General features: G+C 33.6%; 20 protein-coding genes and 1 pseudogene. 7 read left to right on the top strand and 14 right to left on the bottom strand.

The genetic code is table 11. The annotated features are described in order from the left end of the window. Window positions 1–230: 230 nt before the first annotated feature. From IAI10_RS12905 to IAI10_RS12895, 3 genes and pseudogenes are all read left to right on the top strand, one after another. Window positions 231–1,037, top strand: coding sequence for a lipid II flippase Amj family protein (locus IAI10_RS12905; RefSeq protein WP_315673689.1), 807 nt, complete (start codon window positions 231–233; stop codon window positions 1,035–1,037). A 263-nt stretch (window positions 1,038–1,300) separates the two neighbouring features. Beyond that, window positions 1,301–1,426, top strand: a pseudogene (locus IAI10_RS12900) (IS607 family transposase); the annotation flags it as partial. Window positions 1,427–1,468: 42 nt separating this feature from the next. Continuing rightward, on the top strand, window positions 1,469–2,752 hold the full coding sequence (locus IAI10_RS12895; RefSeq protein WP_315673688.1) for a transposase: 1,284 nt from the start codon (window positions 1,469–1,471) through the stop codon (window positions 2,750–2,752). A 197-nt stretch (window positions 2,753–2,949) separates the two neighbouring features. Here the strand turns inward: IAI10_RS12895 and IAI10_RS12890 are convergent, their stop codons facing one another. From IAI10_RS12890 to IAI10_RS12875, 4 genes are all read right to left on the bottom strand, one after another. Beyond that, entirely contained in the window at window positions 2,950–4,809 is a 1,860-nt protein-coding gene (locus tag IAI10_RS12890) for a DUF2264 domain-containing protein (RefSeq protein WP_315673687.1), read from the bottom strand. A gap of 26 nt (window positions 4,810–4,835) precedes the next feature. Continuing rightward, the gene (locus tag IAI10_RS12885; protein WP_315673686.1) at window positions 4,836–6,656 is read right to left on the bottom strand and encodes a heparinase II/III family protein; all 1,821 of its coding nucleotides are present in this window, start codon (window positions 6,654–6,656) and stop codon (window positions 4,836–4,838) included. Window positions 6,657–6,819: 163 nt separating this feature from the next. Further along, complete coding sequence (kduI, locus tag IAI10_RS12880; RefSeq protein ID WP_315673685.1) at window positions 6,820–7,650, bottom strand: 5-dehydro-4-deoxy-D-glucuronate isomerase; 831 nt, start codon at window positions 7,648–7,650, stop codon at window positions 6,820–6,822. 123 nt (window positions 7,651–7,773) lie between these two features. Next, window positions 7,774–8,769 carry a LacI family DNA-binding transcriptional regulator gene (locus IAI10_RS12875; RefSeq protein WP_315673684.1) on the bottom strand — a complete coding sequence of 332 codons (996 nt, stop codon included), beginning with the start codon at window positions 8,767–8,769 and terminating at the stop codon, window positions 7,774–7,776. Window positions 8,770–9,042: 273 nt separating this feature from the next. Between IAI10_RS12875 and IAI10_RS12870 the strand changes: the two genes are divergently transcribed. Further along, window positions 9,043–9,411 (top strand): HsmA family protein, encoded by a 369-nt coding sequence (locus IAI10_RS12870; protein ID WP_315673683.1) that lies wholly within the window; start codon window positions 9,043–9,045, stop codon window positions 9,409–9,411. A gap of 62 nt (window positions 9,412–9,473) precedes the next feature. On the opposite strand, the gene IAI10_RS12865 is transcribed toward IAI10_RS12870, so the two are convergent. The 4 genes from IAI10_RS12865 to namA all read right to left on the bottom strand — a co-directional run bounded on the left by IAI10_RS12865 (window position 9,474) and on the right by namA (window position 12,996). Further along, window positions 9,474–10,364, bottom strand: coding sequence for a GNAT family N-acetyltransferase (locus IAI10_RS12865; protein WP_315673682.1), 891 nt, complete (start codon window positions 10,362–10,364; stop codon window positions 9,474–9,476). Between the two features lie 175 nt (window positions 10,365–10,539). Continuing rightward, window positions 10,540–10,881 carry a cupin domain-containing protein gene (locus IAI10_RS12860; RefSeq protein WP_315673681.1) on the bottom strand — a complete coding sequence of 114 codons (342 nt, stop codon included), beginning with the start codon at window positions 10,879–10,881 and terminating at the stop codon, window positions 10,540–10,542. A gap of 113 nt (window positions 10,882–10,994) precedes the next feature. Beyond that, a complete protein-coding gene (locus tag IAI10_RS12855) occupies window positions 10,995–11,708 on the bottom strand; it encodes a Crp/Fnr family transcriptional regulator (protein WP_315673680.1) in 714 nt (237 codons plus the stop codon). A 274-nt stretch (window positions 11,709–11,982) separates the two neighbouring features. Then, window positions 11,983–12,996: an NADPH dehydrogenase NamA gene (namA, locus tag IAI10_RS12850; protein WP_315673679.1), complete on the bottom strand. Its 1,014-nt coding sequence runs from the start codon at window positions 12,994–12,996 to the stop codon at window positions 11,983–11,985. Between the two features lie 146 nt (window positions 12,997–13,142). On the opposite strand from namA, the gene IAI10_RS12845 reads away from it, so the two are divergent. Then, the gene (locus IAI10_RS12845) at window positions 13,143–13,478 is read left to right on the top strand and encodes a helix-turn-helix domain-containing protein (protein ID WP_315673678.1); all 336 of its coding nucleotides are present in this window, start codon (window positions 13,143–13,145) and stop codon (window positions 13,476–13,478) included. Between the two features lie 19 nt (window positions 13,479–13,497). Here IAI10_RS12845 and IAI10_RS12840 read toward each other — a convergent pair whose 3' ends face one another. Continuing rightward, window positions 13,498–14,253, bottom strand: coding sequence for an AIM24 family protein (locus tag IAI10_RS12840; RefSeq protein ID WP_315673677.1), 756 nt, complete (start codon window positions 14,251–14,253; stop codon window positions 13,498–13,500). 178 nt (window positions 14,254–14,431) lie between these two features. Here IAI10_RS12840 and mraY point away from each other — a divergent pair, with 178 nt between their 5' ends. Continuing rightward, entirely contained in the window at window positions 14,432–15,385 is a 954-nt protein-coding gene (gene mraY, locus IAI10_RS12835; RefSeq protein ID WP_315673676.1) for a phospho-N-acetylmuramoyl-pentapeptide-transferase, read from the top strand. Here the strand turns inward: mraY and IAI10_RS12830 are convergent. The 5 genes from IAI10_RS12830 to IAI10_RS12810 form a co-directional block, all read right to left on the bottom strand. Beyond that, on the bottom strand, window positions 15,382–15,717 hold the full coding sequence (locus tag IAI10_RS12830; protein ID WP_315673675.1) for a DUF3795 domain-containing protein: 336 nt from the start codon (window positions 15,715–15,717) through the stop codon (window positions 15,382–15,384). The genes mraY and IAI10_RS12830 overlap by 4 nt on opposite strands. A 193-nt stretch (window positions 15,718–15,910) precedes the next feature. Further along, window positions 15,911–16,435, bottom strand: a complete 525-nt coding sequence (locus tag IAI10_RS12825) for a DUF2812 domain-containing protein (protein ID WP_315673674.1) — start codon at window positions 16,433–16,435, stop codon at window positions 15,911–15,913. A 13-nt stretch (window positions 16,436–16,448) separates the two neighbouring features. Then, window positions 16,449–16,760 (bottom strand): PadR family transcriptional regulator, encoded by a 312-nt coding sequence (locus IAI10_RS12820; protein ID WP_315673673.1) that lies wholly within the window; start codon window positions 16,758–16,760, stop codon window positions 16,449–16,451. Window positions 16,761–16,853: 93 nt separating this feature from the next. Then, window positions 16,854–18,329 (bottom strand): amino acid permease, encoded by a 1,476-nt coding sequence (locus tag IAI10_RS12815; protein WP_315673672.1) that lies wholly within the window; start codon window positions 18,327–18,329, stop codon window positions 16,854–16,856. Window positions 18,330–18,410: 81 nt separating this feature from the next. Then, the gene (locus tag IAI10_RS12810) at window positions 18,411–19,094 is read right to left on the bottom strand and encodes a helix-turn-helix domain-containing protein (protein ID WP_315673671.1); all 684 of its coding nucleotides are present in this window, start codon (window positions 19,092–19,094) and stop codon (window positions 18,411–18,413) included. A gap of 427 nt (window positions 19,095–19,521) precedes the next feature. On the opposite strand from IAI10_RS12810, the gene IAI10_RS12805 reads away from it, so the two are divergent. Next, window positions 19,522–20,835: an NlpC/P60 family protein gene (locus IAI10_RS12805; protein ID WP_315673670.1), complete on the top strand. Its 1,314-nt coding sequence runs from the start codon at window positions 19,522–19,524 to the stop codon at window positions 20,833–20,835. The last annotated feature ends 52 nt before the right edge of the window (window positions 20,836–20,887 follow it).

The raw sequence follows: 20,887 nt of genomic DNA, 5'->3' as shown, positions 1-20,887 counted from the left end.
TCCCCCATCTAATTGCAGTATTACAAATATTTGTATTTTATATAGAATTATAATACACTATATGTAAATAAAAGTAAATACGTTAATAAATAAATTAACATATATTTTTTTATCTTTTACATTTAAAGAAAGACATGTTTTCCAATTAGAACTTTACCAAGAATAGTTTCGTATTTTATATAAACCTACCATTGTTATGGCAGGCTATTCTTTATTTTAAGGAGATAATTATGAGCTTAAAAATAATCATAGTCATAGTGCTGACATTTTTAATAAGTTTGATAGGTATTCTTGCTTATGCAGCAAAAGTTGTAGGTGTGAAAACCAGAAGAATTGCTATAACTGCCTCTGTTTTTAATATATTGGCACTTATATCTAGAACTGCTACTACAATTCAAGCCCCTCTTCTTACCAGCAAGGTAGAGCAAAGCATAAATTCCCATGCTGCGGGAAGCCTAGTGGCTACCTTTAGAATCATGCTTCTTGCTTCCACTGCTGGTACAATATTAGGAGCACTGTTTATGCCAACCTTTATAAAGCTTTTTTCAAGGGCTGTAGAATCTTTTAATGTTCATCGTTCTATTCCTAGATTAGTATTTCATGGCTTTTCAAAGTCTGGTATGGAGCAGTTTAAAAATAGTTTATCTCTTCCAAAGCGCAGCAATATGAATCAACTTAAAGATATCAGAAGAATGCCTAAAAAAATAATTTTATTCAATGCCTTAGCTTACTCTCTTTCCTCTGTTGGAAGCTATGCCGCCCTTTATGCTGCATGCCTTGCTCCAGAGATTAGAACTACCTGCTCCACTCTTTCACCAGTAATTAATGGTTTTGCCACTATTCTAATGTTTGTATTTATCGACCCTTTTCTTTCCTTGCTGACAGACGATGTTGTAAGGGGTGACTGCTCCGAATTACATTTTAATAGATGTATCACCTTTATAATGGCTGGAATGATCGCTGGTACTATTATTTCTCAAATAATACTAGTACCGGGCGGAATAATAATAAGTTATATAGCTAAATTGATAGCTTAAACTATCCTCTCCCGTAGACTTCTATTTGTGTAAGTGCTGCAAAAGCTGAAGATAATGGGCGCTTTATCTCTGTTAGCTTTAACCAGCTCACTGTTTTAGCTTCAAAGGAAAAGCTTTCAGGCAGTGGGGCTAGAAACAGTTGCATAATATTTAATTAAAGTTACTTCTATAGGTATAAAATTGAACATAAATGTCAATAAGGTGTTTATGAGGAACTACTTAGCTTCAAGTATCACAAGGAAAATGTTAAGTTAGCTATAGGTTACTGTAGAGTTTCCTCTTCGGACCAAAGAGAGGATTTAGTAAGACAGGTCAGAAGCGTATCAGACTATTGCTGGGCAAAAGGATATCAATTCAGAATATTAGAGAATCTTGGGAGTGGTCTTAATTAGCTGAGATTATTAGAGTCATAGAAAGGATGGTGAATCAACTTGATATTTAATCGCAAAATAGAGGTTATATTTTCAAGTGAAGAAAAGAAGATTCTTGATGGTCAATCAAAAATATGTAATTGGCTCTATAACAAGCTTTTAGAGATATCCATAAAAGATTACGATGAAAATAACAATGAGAGGAATCTTTTTTATGGCAGAAATTTAAGAGATCTAGTTCCCACTTTAAAGATTAAATGTCCTTTTTTAATTACCGTTCATTCATCACCACTTAAAAACACAGCCTTAAGACTTAAGGAAACATATAATAGATTTTTTCATGGTATCAGCGGCTTTCCACACTATAGGTCTTGGAAGGATAGCTGGTTTTCATTATTTTATGATGAACCAAATAAAGGTTTTAAAATCATAAAGGGCAACAATCTTAAGATTAGTCTTGGCATTAATGAATCAAAAAAGAGACTATCAGTAACAGGACATTTGAAAGAAAAGCTTTCCTTAAGAAAAGATGATGAAATAAGAAATTTTAGGCTCTGCAAGCAGCAAGGAGAAAGATATTTTGCTATATTCTGCATTAATAGAAAAGACACCGAAATAAAAGAAACTGTTAATTGGCTTTCTATAGACCCAAATCATAAAAATTTATTTATGGCAGTGGACAATAGAGGCACAAGTTATGAATTTTCAAAGCTTAGTCAGATAAAGTATTGGGATGAAACTATAGATTTTTTAAAAAGCAAAAGAGATCAATGTTTGAGAAAATCAAAAAAAGTAGCCACAGAAAATGGAACAGAATATTTTCTGCCTAGTAAAAGGTGGGAAAGACTTAATAGGACACTAAATAAAGCCTATAACTGCAGACGAGAACAGATTAAGACTGCAAGTTACAGTATAGCTAATTGGGCTGCAAAAAATTATGACTACATAGCTTTTGGAGATTATGTACCTAGTATAGAAACAGCATTAGAAAACAATATGCATAGGAGCATGTTAAATGAAGGAATCATCGGCAAAATAAGAACTATAATGGAATGGGTTATGGAGCGAAGCGGTAAGAGATTTTCGGTAGTTGATGAAAAAAATACTACAAGTGCATGTTGTATATGTGGACATAAGGAAAAGAAAGATCCAAGTATAAGAAAATTTACTTGTCCAAGGTGCCATAGCACTCTTAATAGAGATATAAACAGCGGAATAAATATGGCTAAAAAAGATAATATATTGTCTGGCTCGGACTATGCAGGTTGGAATTTAGAAAAACCTACATACACTGCCAAATGGAATCTTGCAGATGGCAAGATTCATTTGCAGGCTGTACAATAGAGTAATTTATTGTACAGATGAATTAAATTGGAAGAATGATACCTTCTGAGCAAAACTTACTCAAATGAATAACTTTAGTAATATTTGAGTAGACTTTGTAGAGCGGTTTTAACCATTGATATTAATATACTACTGCTATCAGAAAATTCCAAAACTCCGCTTTCCCAATTAGTATCATCGTTATTTAAACCATGACCTTATTTGAGACTTATGTTAATTATGCTTTCTCCAGTGTCTGCTGAAAAAATATAAACTTCATCCTCTATTTTTTTCAAATACGGTGCATAGCTTTTAATTTCATTTAAATCTTTTTTATCTGATCCACATACTGCTGATATTAAGCAATGCTTGCCTGTCTTTAATTTGCTTAAAAGTGTTGGTATAACTGTTCTTGAATGGATAAGGTTGGTATCACAATTAGGATATATTAGCTCTTCTTTTTCATAGCCGTACATATTTACTATTCCGCTGATACCATAAATTGATTTAGCAAATACTCCATTTTCCGTCTTAAGAGTTTCATACTCTGCTTCATCACATATTTTATTGTGAAGTCCTAGGGCAAATCCGCCATCAGCAGCATCTATATTTCTCAAGCTATTAATAATATGAATTCTTATATGCCAAGGATTGCCGCATATGATTCTTGTTTCTACCTGAACATCCTTCCAAGGCTTCCATCTTGAATATATTATATTACCTTCAATTTTGTACTCTTCACATAATCTTTTTATCCTGTAGATATTATCTTCTTCGCTAAGTGCCAGCATAGAGTCTGCAGCTGCTTGACCAATTCCCCACTCTGCTCTAGGCACACTAAAACCAAAAGTATTGGAATATACAAATTTTTCATATTTTGCCGAGGTATGAGTATGCTCATTGGTAGATAGATGTCCTGAATTAAAAGCCATTACCGTGTCATTTTCTTTATTTCTGCAAATAACCAAATGAGGCTTTTTTTGAACTGCAAGCTCCTCTAATTCAGGCAATTCTTCCTCCGTTGATGTCCAAAAATCTCCATTGTCATTTAAAGCCAATATTAAGAAGGTTTTTAATGCCCAATATGGGGATCCTGGTGAATTATAGTTTTCAGCCATAATAAGATTTGGATAAGCATATCCTATAGTTAGAGTTCCGTCATTATTAAAAATAGGCTGTTTAAACCACCATCTAAGATTTCTCAATATGATTCCTTTTATAACTCCTGATGGAAATACCTCTACTCCTGCAAATACCAACGCACTCCAAAAACCAGCTTGAGCAAACCTATAGGTGAGACTTCTTCCATAAGGCAAAGCAGAGCCATCTTTAGCAAACCAATAAATAAAGTCCTTAGCAAAATCTGCTGCTCTCTGTTTATAAAGTTCTGAACGTTTGGTATCCTCTTTTTCCATAATCTTTGCATATATTAAGCAATAATAATGTATAGCAAAAGGAATATAGTAATCACTATGTCCATTTATTCCATCTGAATACCAAGAATCTCCTATATAAAATTCTTCTATTCTATCTAGCGCCCAATTCATTTTTTCAATGTCATAATTTTCTCCTACAGACTTTAGTCCTAAATTAACCATAACCGCAAACAGCACCCAATTGCAATCACAGAGCTTAAGCCCATTGATCTGAGATAACCACTTAGAAAAATTATTTTTCTCTTCAGTAGTAAGAGGTTCCCATATCTTTTCCGGTGCCAATACTAAAACTAAACCCAAAGCAGCCATTTCCACTAATCTTTGATCATAATCATTAACCTTTCCCCAGTACTCTTCATGAAGGGGATTTGTTCCGTTTCTGATTCCATCAATATAAATATTCCAAAGCTCCGAATTTCCTCCCCCTGCAGTAAAAGGAGCTAGTCCCCATAACACTCTAGAAAAGCCTTCAAATTCTGCTATAGAATCAGGATAACCAGCACTGCTATCTCCAATATGCAAAAGAGCAGATCCTTTACTAAAGTGAGCTTTTAACGGATCTGTAAGCTCTGTAAAAGCCCTCTGTAAATCCTCTTTTGTCTTAAGTAAATTTTGCTTAATTGGTAATTTATACTCTTCCATAATTACTCTCCTCATTTTATATGAATTTATTTATTATACAAATTTATTCTAAATGCATAAGAACTTTCTTCATCAGCCTTTATTGAAATAGATATCCTATACACTATTCTATCCTTTCCATCATGATCTTTTAGCTTACAATCTTCTATGCTGCATTCAAATTGCTCATCATAAGAAAGCTCTAAAAAAGAATTTGCTGCCTCAATTCTTACTTTCCCTCTGCTTACTAACTCAGGTCTAAAAGCTGTTATAAAAGCTTCTCTGATTTCATTATCTTTCTTGTTAAATTTAAAGCTGTCCTCTATTTTAAGCTCTAATAAATCTGAATTCCAAATGAAATCTCTCTGAAATTTTAAAAGTTCATCATAAAAATAAGCTTTAGTCAAATCAAGACTAAACAATGTGCTTGGGGCATTGCTTTTATATTTTACTACCTCTGCATAACACTTCTTGCCATATCCCTGCTGATGATGATTTATCTCGGGAACAGAATGTCCTAAAGAAGCTGCTGCAAGGAAGCTGTATCTTGTTTCATCTCTAAAATAATCTTTTACATACTCAGGTGCTCCAATATCAATAAATATATTTTCGCCATTATTGTGAAGTATAAAATGACCTAAATCATTATGATTATGCGGTTCATCATTATTACCACCTTTAGCAGCAAAAGCCGAAAATCTACCATTTTTTATTTTCCTATCCACTACCCACTGGGATTCGCTAAAATAGTAACTTCCTAAAGTAGAATTTTTAGCTTGACCACAGTCATAATACCAAAATAGCTTTCTTACCATTGCTGCCCATCTAAAAGTGTTATCATCAAATATGTCCTCAGCATTTTCGTAATTATATCCAGTTAAATTAAGTTCTTTTTCTAGCCTTGCAAAAAGTCCGCAGTCTCCCTTCCACTTCTCATAAGCTGCATCTGAAAAATTAACAAAATAGCCTGAAGGAAACTGCAGCACCTGAGGTAAGGCTGCAATATTTTTTATTTTTTTATCACCAGTAAGAAGAGAAAGCTTACTGCAGGTTCTTTCTTTAAGTATTTGTGCAAAAATGCTGTAGAAACCAAAGCCATAGCTCCAATAGGATAATCCTTCCCCGGTGACTCCATCCTTATCAAAGCTTCCAAGGTAAGCCTCCATAGACTTCAGCACTCTCTGTATTATAGCCGAAAGTTCCTCTATATCTTCCACAAGGTAAATAGCTGCTGCTCCAACAGAACCTGCACATACAGAGGCCCAATTCATTTTTGCACCTTCCCACCAATAGCTATTTCTCATAAAGGGCTCAATAACTCGTCTGAATATCTCTTTTTTTAGTCTTAATATCAGGAATTCATCTAATTCCTCACCAGTTAATGATATTATTTCTGCGAAAAAGAAAGCGCTTTCTGCTGCGAAAAGAGCAATGGTCTTATCCGGCAGCAAATCTCCTTCCATACTTTCTTCTGAACGCATACTAAAATGAGCAGGCAGTTCCCAGCTATACAAATCACACCATTCCCACAGCTTCTCTTCAATAGCTTCTTTATACTCCGGCTTATCTTCAAACATATATGCGAGTACTAAAGAAAATAATTGTTTTCTTCTTCCGAAATATGCATCCTCAAATATAAGTCTTTTTCCTGTGCTCTCAAATTCCTTAAATATTTTAAAGCTTATAGTGGGTGAAGGTTCTTTTAAGGCTTTCTCTGCATTTTCCTTGATATGAAGCAGCTGTTGCCTATTTTGATTGTTTGCCTTTATACATTTAATTATCTCCTTATTTCTAGCTTCAGGAAATACAACATAATTGTTATCAATGCCATAAATCAAAGCCTCTTTAATTTCAGATAAGGTATTCATAAAATCCTCCCAAAATCGTCTTAAAATCGATTACACAAATTGTATCATTATTTTCATATGTACAAAAGCACAGAACAGAACCTCAATTCTGCTCTTCTTGCCTTTTGATTTCACAATTAGCGCTAAACAAGATTTGCTGTTTGATGAAAAAGCTGGCTTCTCCTTATCTTAAATCTCCAGTTGCTACATTATCCATATCTGTGAAGGTCTTATTTTCTCCAACCATTCCCCAGATAAAGGTATAGTTCTTAGTTCCTACACCCGAGTGAATTGACCAGCTAGGTGATATGACAGCCTGTTCGTTCTTCATAACTATATGTCTTGTCTCATCTGGTCTTCCCATAAGATGAAAAACCACATTATCCGCATCTATATTAAAGTATAAGTATACTTCCATTCTTCTTTCATGAGTATGGCAGGGCATGGTGTTCCATATGCTGCCTGGCTCTAATACCGTCATTCCCATTGCTAGCTGACAGCTTTCACATACTGCAGGATGAACATATTGATTTATAGTTCTCTTATTGCATTCTTCGTCGCTGCCGCAGTGAACCTTATTAGCTTTATCCAACCCTATTTTTACAGTAGGATAAGTTTTGTGAGCTGTAGCACTGTTTAAGTAAAATTTAGCAGGATTATTAATGTCCTTGCTTTCAAATTTCACTTCCTTTGTCCCCATGCCAACATAAAGTCCATCCTTTGAAGCTAATTCATATTTTTCTCCATCCAAAGTAACTACCCCAACTCCGCCTATATTAATTACTCCCAGTTCTCTTCTTTCAAGAAAATAGTCACAAGCCAGCTCTTTGCTTCCCTCAAGGACCAAAGGCTTGTCTGCAGGGACAACGCCAGCAACAATTATTCTATCTATATGGCTGTACACCATTTTTATTTCACCTTTAACAAAAAGATCTTCTATTAGGAAATGTCTTCTTAAATCTGCAGTATCATATTTTTTTACATCCTCAAAATGGTTTGAATATCTAATATCCATATATATACCTCCAAAATCATTTTTTCGTTAACGTTAACGAAAAATGCAATCAGGCTACGTTAACGTTAACGCACTATAGCCTAATTATATATTTTAAAAGCATAATAGTCAATTGCTTATCCTTTACTCACCGCAAGTTTTTCTTATAATAAGCTTAGGTTTCAGTGTTATTTTTTGATTCTCCCTAGCATTCCCGGTGAGTTTGTCTAAAAGCAGCTGTGCAGCTGTTTTACCTAATAATCTATCATTCTGGTCTACAGTAGTGAGAGGTATAGGAAGCATGGAGGCCTGTTCAATATTATCATAGCCTGCTATGCCTAAATCCTTAGGTATACTTATACTATTTAGGTAGCAATACTTTATTATGCCCATAGCCACTGTATCGTTAATTGCAAAAATACAATCTACGCCTTTTTTTATAAGCTTTTCTCCCAAGCTGTAACCTTCATCAAAGGTAGCATTACTGTGCATAACTATATCTTTATCGAATTGAATATTATTTTTTATAAGCTCATCCTTATAAGCTCTGAATCTTTCATTAGACGCAGTAGACCCTTCTCCACCTAGAATTATTCCAATTCTTTTGTAGCCTTGCTTTATCAGATGCTCAATAATTTTTGTTCCCCCAAGATAATTATCTGTAGTTACAACACTAACTTCTAGACCTTCTGCATAATTATCCGCCATGACTAAAGGTATCTGCTTTGCTATATCCTCATAATCTTCTTTTTTAGGATTTACAGGCAGCACTATTATTCCGTCCACCCTGCCTTCAGTTAAAAACTCTAAATAGCCTTTTTCATTAGATTTTTTTCTGTCACTATTGCACAGTACTAAGCCATATCCATATCCTTCTATAAAGGAGCTCACCCCCTTACTTACATTTGCATAATATTGATTGGTGATATCCGGAATCACTAGTCCTATCATCTTAGTCTTTTTTGTAATTAAGCTTTTCGCAGCAGAATTAGGCTTATAGCCAAGTTCTTCACAAGCTTTCAATATTCTTTTTTTAGTTTCAAAAGATATTTCATTGCTGTTATTAAGTGCTCTTGAAACAGTCATAGCTGATACACCGCAGTATTTTGCTACATCTTTTATATTAGCCAAAAATTTCACCTCTACACTAAAAATACTATTTATGCCTATACCCTTGTTTTAATAGGTACTTTTGCGCCGTAGCCTTCTAATTAAATTTGGTCCTGTTTTAAATCAGTGTTGATTTTTACACTGGTTTAAAACATATCCATATATAAATGATAATACCAAAAATATAAATTTGCTTCAAACTAAATATAAATAAACGGCTTTAGGTCACATTGAGGTCACATACCCATACTATAATAAATTTCATGGAAGAATATATTTAAATAACTATTAGGAGGAATTTCTATGTTAATATACGCTATAATTTCTATAACCTTAGCTCTAGTATTTTATACCATAGGAGTATGGAGTGAAAAAAATCAAGGTGAACTAAAAAAGTGGCATTTAGTAATGTTTTTTATCGGATTAATATTTGATGCTACTGGCACAACCCTAATGAGCAAGCTAAACAGCAGCGGCTTCCAATTTAATTTTCATGGTATAACTGGTCTTGCTGCCATTCTTCTAATGATTTTTCATGCACTTTGGGCAACCTTTGTTTTAATAAAAAATAATAAGAAGTCCAAAGAAAATTTCCACAAATTTAGCATCTTTGTATGGCTTATTTGGCTCATTCCTTACATATCCGGAATGATTGCCGGAATGTCTAAATAATAATTTTTATGAAAGCCGATTAATAAAGGCATGGTGTAAATATTACCACCACGCCTTATTTGTTACAAATCATATTTATAGCAAACCACCGCTTCTGCTTCTTTAAAACCTTCCTGCAAATACAACCTCTTTGCTCTATCATTTTCTGCATTTACAGAAAGAAGAGTTCTGCTGCAGCCTCTTTCTTTAACAAAAGCTAAAGCAGCTCTTAAAAGATTTCTGCCAAGACCCATGCCCTGATATTCAGGTATAATCGCAAGAGGTCCTATATACATAACTGGTAAATTTTCATATTCGTCTGTTCCTACTCTAACTACTCCTACAGGTTTTTCTCTGTTGTATAGTATCATCATTCCGCCTTCCACATAGTCACTGCCCAAAAGTCTTTTAGGAATCATATCCGGTGTCATGGGTGTTTCACTGCCTTGGAGATGCGCAAAGGCTGCATTTCTAATGCTGCACCAAATTTCCTCATCCCTATTTACTTGAAAATTTCTAATCTCATAATCTTTATACAAAGATAACTCCTTCGCTTCTTCAGCTTCTCTTAGAAAAAGAAAGGAATATCTCTCTACCTTAAAATTTAAGGCCTCAATAAACTGAATCAATTTTACATTTTTTATAGGTATGAATAAAAATACTTTATTAAATTGTTCTGTATGTCTCATTATAGCTTTAAACAGCATGTCATAGCACTCTACGTCTTCTATTTCTGAATGAAATATTCTAAATCTAGCTTTTTTTCCCTTCCTGTCGTAATCATCAATTATAAGAGATATAGCTGCGGTTATCTCTTCATCCTTAGTGATAACATAAGTAGGATTATCCTTTCCAGGCTGGAAGCTTTCTAGGTCCTCATCATACAGAAAAGAGTCATCCAATTCTTTTCTGTGCTTTTTGCAGTAATCCCCAAAAGCTTTTACTTTTTCTCTTTCTAAAAATTCTACTTTCATATATAATCTATCCTTTGCTCTTATAACTATAATAGAATTTTATTATTAATCTTACCAAGATTTCAATGTAAAAAATTTTTCTATAGAGTTTTTTACTCTTATGCTTTTAACATTATACTTTTCCAATACAAAAAAGTCATGTAAAAACATGACCTTTAAGTTGTTAAATATTAAGTTAACCTTTTACCACTATCAACATCATTTTAAATTTTTCTGCTGCCATCACCGCATGTGGCACATTAGCTGGCATAACTATAAGCTTTCCCTCTGTAACAATTTCCGGCTCATTATCTCCAATTGTTACAGCCGCAGTCCCTTCTGATACATAAATTAATGCATCTCCTGGTGCTGAATGAGCGCTTATCTCTTCACCTTTATCAAAAGAAAATAAGGTTATTCCTACATTGTTAGTCTGTACTAATGTCTTACTTACCACTTGACCTGGTGCATAAGCCACATCTTCCTTAAGTAATAATGCCTTTGCAATCTCTATATTCTTGAAAAATTTCCCTTTCATTCGCTTTCCCTCCAAACACTTATTATTTGTTCTTCTTATGTATTCAGTATAAAACCTTTAACATGACTTGAATGTGATTTAAATCAAAATTTTGTTTTAAATCATATCCTAAATTAAATATAATCTTTTAAGCCTTCTTCATCTAAAATCAAAATATTTTTTGTTCCTACCAATTCTATCAGCTTCTCTTCTTCAAATTTTTTTAATTTTCTGCTGATAGTTTCTCTGGTAACTCCAATATAATTGGCCATTTCTTCTCTAGACAGAGGCAATTTTACTGATATATTTTCTTCTGATTTTTCTCCGTATTTCTCCATCAAATCCATAATTAAATAAGCCATTCGAGAATCCACATCATTGGTAGCTAAATTTTGTACTAGATTTTCTACCTTGGATAACCTTTCCCCCATGGTTTCTAAAAGTTTTATTCCTATCTCAGGTTTTCTTAGCATTATGGCTTTCATTTCTTCTTTAGTAAGAGTACATATCTTTGAATTAACTATAGCCTTAGCGTTGAAACCATATTGTGAAGGCTTTATGAGGTCCAATTCGCCAAAAAAATCTCCCTCTGAAAGCACATGAAGTATCTGTTCCTTACCGTCCTTAGTATATTTATATAATTTTATTTTTCCTTCGTTTACAAAGTAAAGAGTACTAGCTGTATTGCCCTCAGTAAAAATAGTATCTCCCTTGCTATATTCTTTATGATTAATTGTATTTACGACTTCCACCAGTTCTTCTTCATTTAAATTTTCAAATATAGGCACTTTGCTGGCACAAAGTTCTCCCCTGCAATTATTGCAGCAGTTTTTGCAGTGATTATGCATAATATCCGCTCCTCTGCTATTGATTAAATCCATACATTTATCTTACTATATTCTTCATATTATTTCCGTAACATATGCTACCGATGCAAAAATGGCCATGTTAAAAAACACAGCCTGCCCTTCTAAAGAAATGTTTTTACCGTACAAATTTTTAATTTATAAAATTGTGATTAAAATCATATTCTTATAAATTAAAAAGTATATGACTAAAACCGCTTCAGCAAAACTTATGCAAGCTAGTTTTACTGAAGCGGTTTTTTAAAAATTAGACTTATTAAAAAGCACCACTATATTGAATTGGATATTCTATCATTTGGTTTTTAAATTTGGCTGCATTTAATACAAAGTATGGATTCCTCAAAAGTTCTCTTCCAATAGCTACTAAATCTGCTCTGCCATTTGATACTATTTCTTCAGCCATATTAATGTCTGTTATAAGTCCAACAGCTATAGTCGGAATATTGCACTCTGCTTTTATAGCCTCTGAAAACTTAATCTGATATCCTGGATAAGCCTTTATAGCTGCTTGAATAAGTCCTCCTGTACTTACATGAACCATATCAATATATTGTTTAACCTCATTTACTATTTGAATCATATCATTTATATTTATCCCACCATCTTTATAATCATACGCTGAAACTCGCAGCAAAATCGGTTTTTCCTTTGGCCAAACTTCAGTTATAGCCTGAAGCACTTCTTTAAGAAATCTTGTTCTATTTTTTAGATTTCCTCCATACTCATCCTGTCTTAAATTGGAAAGAGGTGATAAAAACTGATGTATTAAATATCCATGAGCCCCATGCACCTCTATTGCATCAAAACCAGCTTTATCCGCTCTTTCAGCTGCCTTTTTAAAGTCTAATATAATTTCTTTTATTTCTTCCTTAGATAACTCCTTAGGAAGAGGACTGTTTTCATCAAATTTAACTGCACTTGGTGCTACCACTTCACCTGCTTTTCCTTCATATTTTCTTCCTCCATGGTTTAATTGTACTGCAATCCTAGCTCCATATTTTTTAGAGCCGCTTACAATATTTTTTAAACCTTCTATTTGGGAATCTTCCCAAATGCCCAAATCATTGTCTGTGGTTCTTCCATTCTTAGCAACTCCTGTAGATTCCAATATTATAAAACCAACACCTCCAATAGCCCTGGTAATATAATGATTGTAGTGAAAGTCATTCGCTATACCTGTGCTGTCAGATGAATACATGCACATTGGAGGCATTACAAGCTTGTTCCTCACAGTCATGCTTTTTAGAGTATAGTTTTCAAAAATATTCATAAATTTAATCCCCTTTTATTTAAATTTCTTGCATGTCTTGATTATATTGTATATACTATACTTTGAAAAGTAGTGATATTTTTTTCATATAATTTCAAAAAAGTAAGTATTGTGATAAATCAACGCTTTAAAGGAGATAAATTTTTATGTCAGAAGTTAAACTTGAACGTTCAGCCTACGGTAAAAGGTGCTCGATAGAAGCAGCTCTTGATATAATAGGCAGTAAATGGACCTTTTTAATAATAAGAGATCTGCTTATAGACGGAAGATTAAGATTTGGTGATTTGCTTCGTTCCTTAGAGGGAGTGAGCCCTAAAACCTTGTCTCTCAGATTAAAGGAGTTAGAGAAATATGGCCTAGTAAATAGAATTGTGTACCCTGAAATTCCGCCGAGAGTTGAATACGAATTGACAGAAAAAGGTAAAAAACTAGAACCTATATTTATTGAACTAAAAAAATGGGGACTTACAGTTATGGACTAATACTAGTCCCCTTTTTTCTTTATTGTACAGGTGCCATAAGTATTCTGCCTGTTCCTCTATACACATTAACAAAGCCTTCTCCTGAAACTGCAGAGCCAATTAAGCTTTTGCTGGATTTTTCTACTTTAAAATCTAAGGATTGAGACCAAGCAATAGCATAGTTTCCATCTATTCTTACTTCATCCTCCTCCAGTACAAATTCTATAAGCTCATTCCTAGGTACTGGACTTTCTAATACAGCAATTCCGGATCCCCTAAGACATAAATTAAATAACCCTTCCTTTCCCATCACCGCGGAGGAAAGGTTAGTCCTAGCAACCACTTTTTGCTGAACCTTGGATTCACAGGCAAGAAAAAGTCCATCATCTAAAACAATTCCGTTCCAATCTGAAACCTCTTCCAGCAGAATATGTTTGTAGGTTGGTTCTAGCATTAGCAAGCCTTTTCCTTGATATTTAGGCTTAATTGCAGATTCTTTCGTCACCTTGGAAGATAATGCTTTGCCAAAAAAATCTCCTATTCCCTTAACATCTGCAGCCATAGTAACATTTCCTGCAGTCCACTGCATTGCTCCAGCACTGATTGTGAAGGCACTATTCTTTAATTCAATGAGTACTTGTCTCTTTCTTACATTCATCTGTGAAGAAAAATAAGCTGCCACAGCCCTTGATACATCCACACTCAAATCCTTTTTATACTCAAGAACCTTAACATCACCCTTAGTTTCCACAATTTCTATATTTTTATTTTCATATAAATTTTTATATGTGATCATTTTTATATTCTCCTTTTTATCATGCTACTTGAATATTATTCAAGTGCTATTTGATACTTTTCAATTATATTTGATACTTTTATATAACCATTGAAGGATTTCGTCTTATATACTAATATACTGCCATAACCATTTTAAAATGCTTCATCATAAATTAAAGTTACGGAAAGGCGTTATAATGAATATTATCGTATATTACATTTTGCTAAGTTTTTTTCTATCCTTACTCATTGGAACTCTTATCATTCCTCTACTTAGATTTTTAAAGCTAGGACAAAATATTAGAGAAGATGCTCCTAAAAGTCATATGAATAAGGCTGGTACTCCTACCTTTGGAGGCATAATCTTTATTACTTCTTCCATAGCAGTTATGTTTATCCTTGGAAATCATAATAATAGAGAAAGTCTTATAGCTGCTTATTCATTTATAGCTTTTGCACTTGTCGGCTTCGTTGATGACTCTCTTAAAACAATACATAAAAAAAATGAAGGATTAACCATAATCCAAAAATTTTTGCTATTGCTTTTAGTATCCATCTTGTTTACCTTGTATATATATCAAAATTTCTCAATGAATACATATATACTGATTCCATTTACTTCAAAGATATTGAATCTTGGAATATTTTATGTACCCTTTATAATATTTTTTTATTTGTCCACTACAAACGCGGTAAATATATCTGACGGATTAGATGGCCTTGTAGCATCTACTGCTCTTCTGATAACAATTTTTTTTGCCTTAGTAAGCTTTGGTATGAAGCATTATTCCCTGGCAATATTTTGCGGATGCGTATCAGGTGCTCTTCTTAGCTTTCTTCAATTTAATTCTTATCCAGCTAAAATAATCATGGGCGATACTGGAGCCTTAGGTCTTGGAGGACTATTAGCAACGGTAGCTATTATACTTAGAAATCCTCTAATTATTGCTATTGTGGGCGGAATTTATGTTATAGAAATTTTATCAGATGTGATACAAATATTTTTTTATAAGCTTTTTAGAAAGCGCATATTTAAAATGGCTCCCTTCCATCATTCCTTGGAATTATCAGGCTGGCATGAGTCAAAAATAGTTTCCGTTTTTTTAATTGCCACTGGTATTTTGTGTATCATTGGGCTCGCAGCAATTTAAACGTTAGCTATACCATCTAATCTGATTCTATTAGGCGAACCCTTGGCTATTCTCCTTTCAACGATATCACAGGGATACTCCTTACATAATCCACAATTATCAACAGACTTGTCCTTGGCGCAATTTCTTATTTCGCAAGCTCCACACATTTTAGTGCTGTCGTTCTTCTCCCAAAAACAGCCCTGGCAGGTCATATCCTCTGTAGTAAAAACTATATCTTTAGTGGAACATTGAATTGCAAGCTTCTCCTTTGCTTGTACATCATTATTTTTTGTTGCAACATATATTGGGCACTCCTGGCACAGCATGCCACAGTAAGATATATAACTCATATTTTTATCTCCTTTTATCTTTTTTATTATCTACCTTATTCTGCATATGCTTATAATTTCCTTCTAAAACAAACAAATTTCTCTAGAGCATTTTGTAAAATTAAAAAAGTGCTCAATCTCTGAAGAATTGGCACTTTTTATAATAAAACATTTAATATTCAATAGTAAGAATAAACTTATATTTATCAATGCTTTAGCTGCTAATGTTTTTTTCATGTTTAAATCCTTCTATTTTCCATTTGCATTTCCAGATCACCTTTAATAACGCTAGGCATATTATTGCAAGCAGCACTGTAAATATTCCGAAAACATAGTAACAAGTACTAATCGCTGCCAAAAGCTCTACAAACAAACATACAATTTCCAAAATCAGAAATATTACAAAAAAATTTTTAATTCTACGGTACTGCACAATTTTCGATTCAGCATCTGTATACATTTCAAATGGACCATCTGACGACTTCTTTTGCAAGTATATCCATCTCCACCACTGGCCTATGACTTTTACTCCTGCCTCTTCCATAAAGTCTGCATATTCCTCCTTGTCACCGCTCCAGTTATCAAGTAAATCTATTTGATAATTGTATTCTCCTGGCTCACAGGGTTCAAAGGTATAAAATCCCAAAAAGAATTTTTTAAAAGCCCATCCAGTTAAAGACATCTTCTTAAGCCATTCTTCTTCCTCATCTTTGTCATAATATAGTCTAAATTTCAGCATATTTCACATCCCCCTAAGCATCCATTTTTTTTGCATTTTCTAAGAGCTCCTTTAACCTTTTAACTTCCTTATGAAAGACTTCTTTTCCTTTATCTGTGATTAGATATTCTTTTTTCTTTCGGGATTCCTTATCCTCACTATATAAACTAATCCATTCCTTGGCAAGCATTGAATTAATAGCTCCATATAAAGTTCCTGGACCTAATGTTACCTTTCCATCAGTCATTTTACTTACATCCTGAATAATTCCATATCCATAGTTCGGTATTCGTACTGCCAATAAAATATAAAATAAAGCTTCCGTCAAAGGTATATTATTTTCCAAGCCACTCTTCCTCCGATCTAACATCTAGCAATATATTAAATATATCACATGATGATATATCGGTCAACGATATATTGTGTTATCGTATTAAAGCTATGATCTAGGTTTTCTTGGGTCTTCTATTGATTTATTTTTTCTGTCTTTTTCAGTATTCTCTTTAGTTAATTCTTCTGAAATCTCCGTTATAAATTTCCCGTGGTATTTCTTAATTCCAACTATCTTAGCAGTGATATCTTCAGATTCTGCCTTGTGCTTAACCTTCATTGCCATATAGATTAGTGAATATACTGCCACCATCACTATTCCAGCCGCAAGTCCCGAGCCCTGACCAGGAATAAGAGGCATACTTACAATGACTATAACTGTTCCTATTAATGCAATCCAAGAAGTATAGGGATATCCAGAAATTTGACACTTCCCTTCTGGCGGACATCCATTAATTTCCCTAAATCGTATGTGAGCAGCTAAAATTGCGGCATAGGTAAATAAAGTGGCGAAACCACTGGAAGCTATGAGGAACAGGTATACTCTAGGGAACAAAAGTCCAATGCCTAATGATAATAGCATTATAAATCCAGAAAATAATATTCCTCTATAGGGTATCTCGCCCTCATCTTTAAGCCACCTTGGAGCTTGTTTTTCCTCTGCTATAGATTTCATCATTCTTCCAATTCCAAACATAGATGCTAAAGCGGCAGAAAGTATGGCTGTAATAAGCACTAAATTCATGGCTGCTCCAGCCCAATTCATTCCCCATTTGCTAAGAGCCTCTACCATTGGGCTCATATTTTCACTAAGGGAAGCGGTTGAAATTAGTGGAAGCAATGCGAGAGCGGAAAGTATATACAATCCCACCAGAGCTAGTACTGTACTCCTTATTGCCTTAGGAATAGTTTCCGTTGGATTTGAAGTTTCCGAAGCTGCTAGCCCTATTATTTCAAACCCAGCATAAGCAAACATAACTATGAGCATGCTTCCTGCAATACCTTTTATTCCAGCTGGCATAAAAGGTTCTCTTGCTAGCTCTCCAGCTCCAACGGGTGAAATTCCTGGAATTATACCTATAATTAAGAATACTGATATGATAATAAAGAAAAGTATGGCTAGGAGCTTTATAGCAGATAAACTGCTTTCTAGCTTGCTCAATTTATCTGCTCCTAATAGATTAGCTAGGGTAACTACTATTATTATCAAGCTTCCCAGCAAAGATATATGTATTTTAGGTAACCAATTACGTATTAATATGGAAGCTGCTGTTGCTTCACTGGACATAGCTAAAATCATCCCTGTCCAATAGACCCAGCCTACAACAAACCCAGCTCCCTGGCCAAAGGTATTAGCTGCAAAGGTTCGAAATGAACCAGCATCAGGATTTGCTACAGTCATTTCAGATAGAGCATAAAGTGTAAAATAAACCAACACCCCGCCTAATATATACGCTATGATAACAGAAGGACCTGCCGCATTAAAAGCTACAGCCGTACCAAGGAAGAAAGATCCTCCTATAGTAGACCCTAGCGCCATCATTGTAATATGCCCTGCGGACAATCCTTTAGATTTCTTTTCCATAATATTACCCTCCTTGACACTGCCTGTGCAACAAATGATAATATTATTCCTCAAACAGAAAAATGTATTCTATTAAATTTTTTATTCTAATCTGCTGTTGACAATTTTATCAGCAATTTTCCTACTCACAAAAGGTAAAGCATTTACTAGTTCTTGAAATTCATGATTTTCTTCAATAGCCTTTAAAGCAAGTTTGTCCGCTACCTCCATACTTACAAAGGGTAAAAAATCATCTAAGCTTAATTGATTATTATAAATATGCTTTTCTGCAATTTTATCTGCTACTTCTCTTGTCACAAAAGGCAACACCTGAGTTAGTTCATTTATTGGAAATTCTGATTCAATAGCTCTTAAAACAAGTTTATCGGCTACTTCCATGCTTAGGAAAGGTATATACTCCATTAAAGCATTTATGTTATTAATATCATGAATTTCATTAGATAATTCTCTTATTTGAGTTGGTTTTAATATGGGCGCCACAGACTTAAAATCTTCAAAAGCAATTTTATCTTCCACTGAATTTTCTTTAATTATGCTTTGAATTATTGGTACATTTTTATCATTACACAAGATATCATCAATGGATGTGTTAAAAATCTCTGCAATCTCAGGCAACTTTGAAATATCCGGCATGGTTTCACCACGTTCCCAATTTGATACAGCTTGATAGCTTATATTAAGCTTGTCAGCAAGTTCCATCTGGGTTAAATTTTTCTCCCTCCTAAGCAGTGCTATTTTTCTACCGATATCTTTCATGTCAAACATCACATATCTCTCCTTCATTTTTCAATATGAATAAATGATATCATTGCAATAACTATGACTCCAGCAAGCACTGCTTGAGTCATATGCTATTGCAGCTCAAGCAAAAATTTAGATGTAAATAACTTAATTTTATATGATAATTATACCTCCAAAAACTTTAAATTATATTACTGCAAAAAATATTATATTTTTCCATTTATTTCCTTGTTTTTTTCTTGCTGCAAAACATTTTTCTCAAATCTTTTACATAATGTATATCATTTTTTAGAATAGTATTATAAAATATAAAATATCGGGGTTATTTTAGTTCGTAATAAATAAAGTTTATATATAAACTTTATTTTTATGATGCTTACCCGATAATAAAAATAGCAGTAAATATATATAGCTGTAGAAAAATTAGTAAAGTAAGATGGGAGTAGGATAGATGAAATACAAAAAAAATGTAACAAAAGTATGCATATGCCTAGCTTTATTAATGTCTGTAAGTACAGCTGTAAATGCTGATCCAACAACGGATTCCCTTAATCAACAAAAGCAACAGTTAGAGAATCAAAAACAGAAAGACAATCAGAATATGCAGCAAAACCAATTAAATGCAGACAGTGCACAAAAAGATATTAATAATATCAATATGCAAATCACTACATTAGATTCAAAAATAGGAAACCTTACTAGAACTATATCTGATACCAATTCTAAAATAGCTACAAAAGAAACGGATATGCAGACGGCTCAAAAAAACTTAGAAAAAGCTGAAGCTGATTATGCGAATTCCGAAGCTTTATCTTCGCAAAGAGTAAGGTCCATGTACAAAACTGGGAATCAGGAATATATAAGCATACTTTTATCCTCAACAAGTTTTAGCGATTTTTTAACTAAAGCCTATAATATAGAAGCAATAGTTAATTCTGATAACAAGATAATGAAAGATTTATCTGACAAAAAAGAAAAGATAAAAACATCTCAGGATGTACTAAAAAGAGATAAGGACCAATTGTTAGCTTATAAAAAAGATAATGAAAGCAAATTAGCTGATGTTAAAAAAAATATGCAAAGCCAACAACAATTAATAGCAGAAGCTAAAAATAAACAAGCCTATTATATGAGTCAAATCAGTGACTATAAAAATAAAATAGCTGCTACAGATAAACAGGTTCAAGATACTGTAAATCAGCTTCAAGCCCTAGCAATTGCTAATGCTGCTAAAGCCAAGCAACAGCAAATAAACAATTCTAATAAAAATTCTGTAGTTGTTACAAGCAATGGTAAGCCAACTCAATCAAGCGCTAATTCATCGAAGGTCTCACCAGAAGCTATAGTTGCCTACGCTTACAACTTTCTAGGAGATCCTTATGTCTGGGGAGCTGAAGGAAATCCTTTCACTCAAGCTGATATAGATATGTATTCTGGTACTGATCATGACATAAGCAGCATGAAGAAGCTTCTTGGTAGACAAGCTTTTGACTGTTCTGGTTTAACACAGTATGTGTATGCTCATTTTGGAATACATATTGATAGGACAACCTATGATCAAATAAATAACGGAACAGCTGTAGATAGAAGCAATCTAAAGCTGGGAGATTTAATTTTCTTTGGAACTTATTCAGATCCTCATCATGTTGGTATGTATGTAGGAAACAACTGCTATATACAAGCTCCTTATAGCGGAGATGTAGTTAAGGTATCCTCGCTGGACGATACCAATGAATATTTATGTGCTAGAAGAATATTAAATTAACATTCTAAAGTTTATTTGGTGATTTAATAGATAGATGTTTTAAAAGAATGCT

Source organism: Clostridium sp. 19966 (assembly GCF_032335695.1).
In the GTDB taxonomy this organism is placed as follows: Bacteria; Bacillota; Clostridia; order Clostridiales; family Clostridiaceae; genus JACTOJ01.
The sequence above is the reverse complement of the archived record's forward strand: the minus strand, read 5'-3'. Positions and strand labels throughout refer to the sequence as shown.

What these genes read in the sequence shown, in the direction of transcription:
- IAI10_RS12905 (WP_315673689.1), top strand. Translation starts at nt 231, where the DNA reads ATGAGCTTAAAAATAATCATAGTCATAGTGCTGACATTTTTAATAAGT.
- IAI10_RS12890 (WP_315673687.1), bottom strand. Translation starts at nt 4,809, where the DNA reads ATGGAAGAGTATAAATTACCAATTAAGCAAAATTTACTTAAGACAAAA.
- IAI10_RS12885 (WP_315673686.1), bottom strand. Translation starts at nt 6,656, where the DNA reads ATGAATACCTTATCTGAAATTAAAGAGGCTTTGATTTATGGCATTGAT.
- kduI (WP_315673685.1), bottom strand. Translation starts at nt 7,650, where the DNA reads ATGGATATTAGATATTCAAACCATTTTGAGGATGTAAAAAAATATGAT.
- IAI10_RS12870 (WP_315673683.1), top strand. Translation starts at nt 9,043, where the DNA reads ATGTTAATATACGCTATAATTTCTATAACCTTAGCTCTAGTATTTTAT.
- IAI10_RS12865 (WP_315673682.1), bottom strand. Translation starts at nt 10,364, where the DNA reads ATGAAAGTAGAATTTTTAGAAAGAGAAAAAGTAAAAGCTTTTGGGGAT.
- IAI10_RS12860 (WP_315673681.1), bottom strand. Translation starts at nt 10,881, where the DNA reads ATGAAAGGGAAATTTTTCAAGAATATAGAGATTGCAAAGGCATTATTA.
- IAI10_RS12855 (WP_315673680.1), bottom strand. Translation starts at nt 11,708, where the DNA reads ATGCATAATCACTGCAAAAACTGCTGCAATAATTGCAGGGGAGAACTT.
- namA (WP_315673679.1), bottom strand. Translation starts at nt 12,996, where the DNA reads ATGAATATTTTTGAAAACTATACTCTAAAAAGCATGACTGTGAGGAAC.
- IAI10_RS12845 (WP_315673678.1), top strand. Translation starts at nt 13,143, where the DNA reads ATGTCAGAAGTTAAACTTGAACGTTCAGCCTACGGTAAAAGGTGCTCG.
- IAI10_RS12840 (WP_315673677.1), bottom strand. Translation starts at nt 14,253, where the DNA reads ATGATCACATATAAAAATTTATATGAAAATAAAAATATAGAAATTGTG.
- mraY (WP_315673676.1), top strand. Translation starts at nt 14,432, where the DNA reads ATGAATATTATCGTATATTACATTTTGCTAAGTTTTTTTCTATCCTTA.
- IAI10_RS12830 (WP_315673675.1), bottom strand. Translation starts at nt 15,717, where the DNA reads ATGAGTTATATATCTTACTGTGGCATGCTGTGCCAGGAGTGCCCAATA.
- IAI10_RS12825 (WP_315673674.1), bottom strand. Translation starts at nt 16,435, where the DNA reads ATGCTGAAATTTAGACTATATTATGACAAAGATGAGGAAGAAGAATGG.
- IAI10_RS12815 (WP_315673672.1), bottom strand. Translation starts at nt 18,329, where the DNA reads ATGGAAAAGAAATCTAAAGGATTGTCCGCAGGGCATATTACAATGATG.
- IAI10_RS12810 (WP_315673671.1), bottom strand. Translation starts at nt 19,094, where the DNA reads ATGTTTGACATGAAAGATATCGGTAGAAAAATAGCACTGCTTAGGAGG.
- IAI10_RS12805 (WP_315673670.1), top strand. Translation starts at nt 19,522, where the DNA reads ATGAAATACAAAAAAAATGTAACAAAAGTATGCATATGCCTAGCTTTA.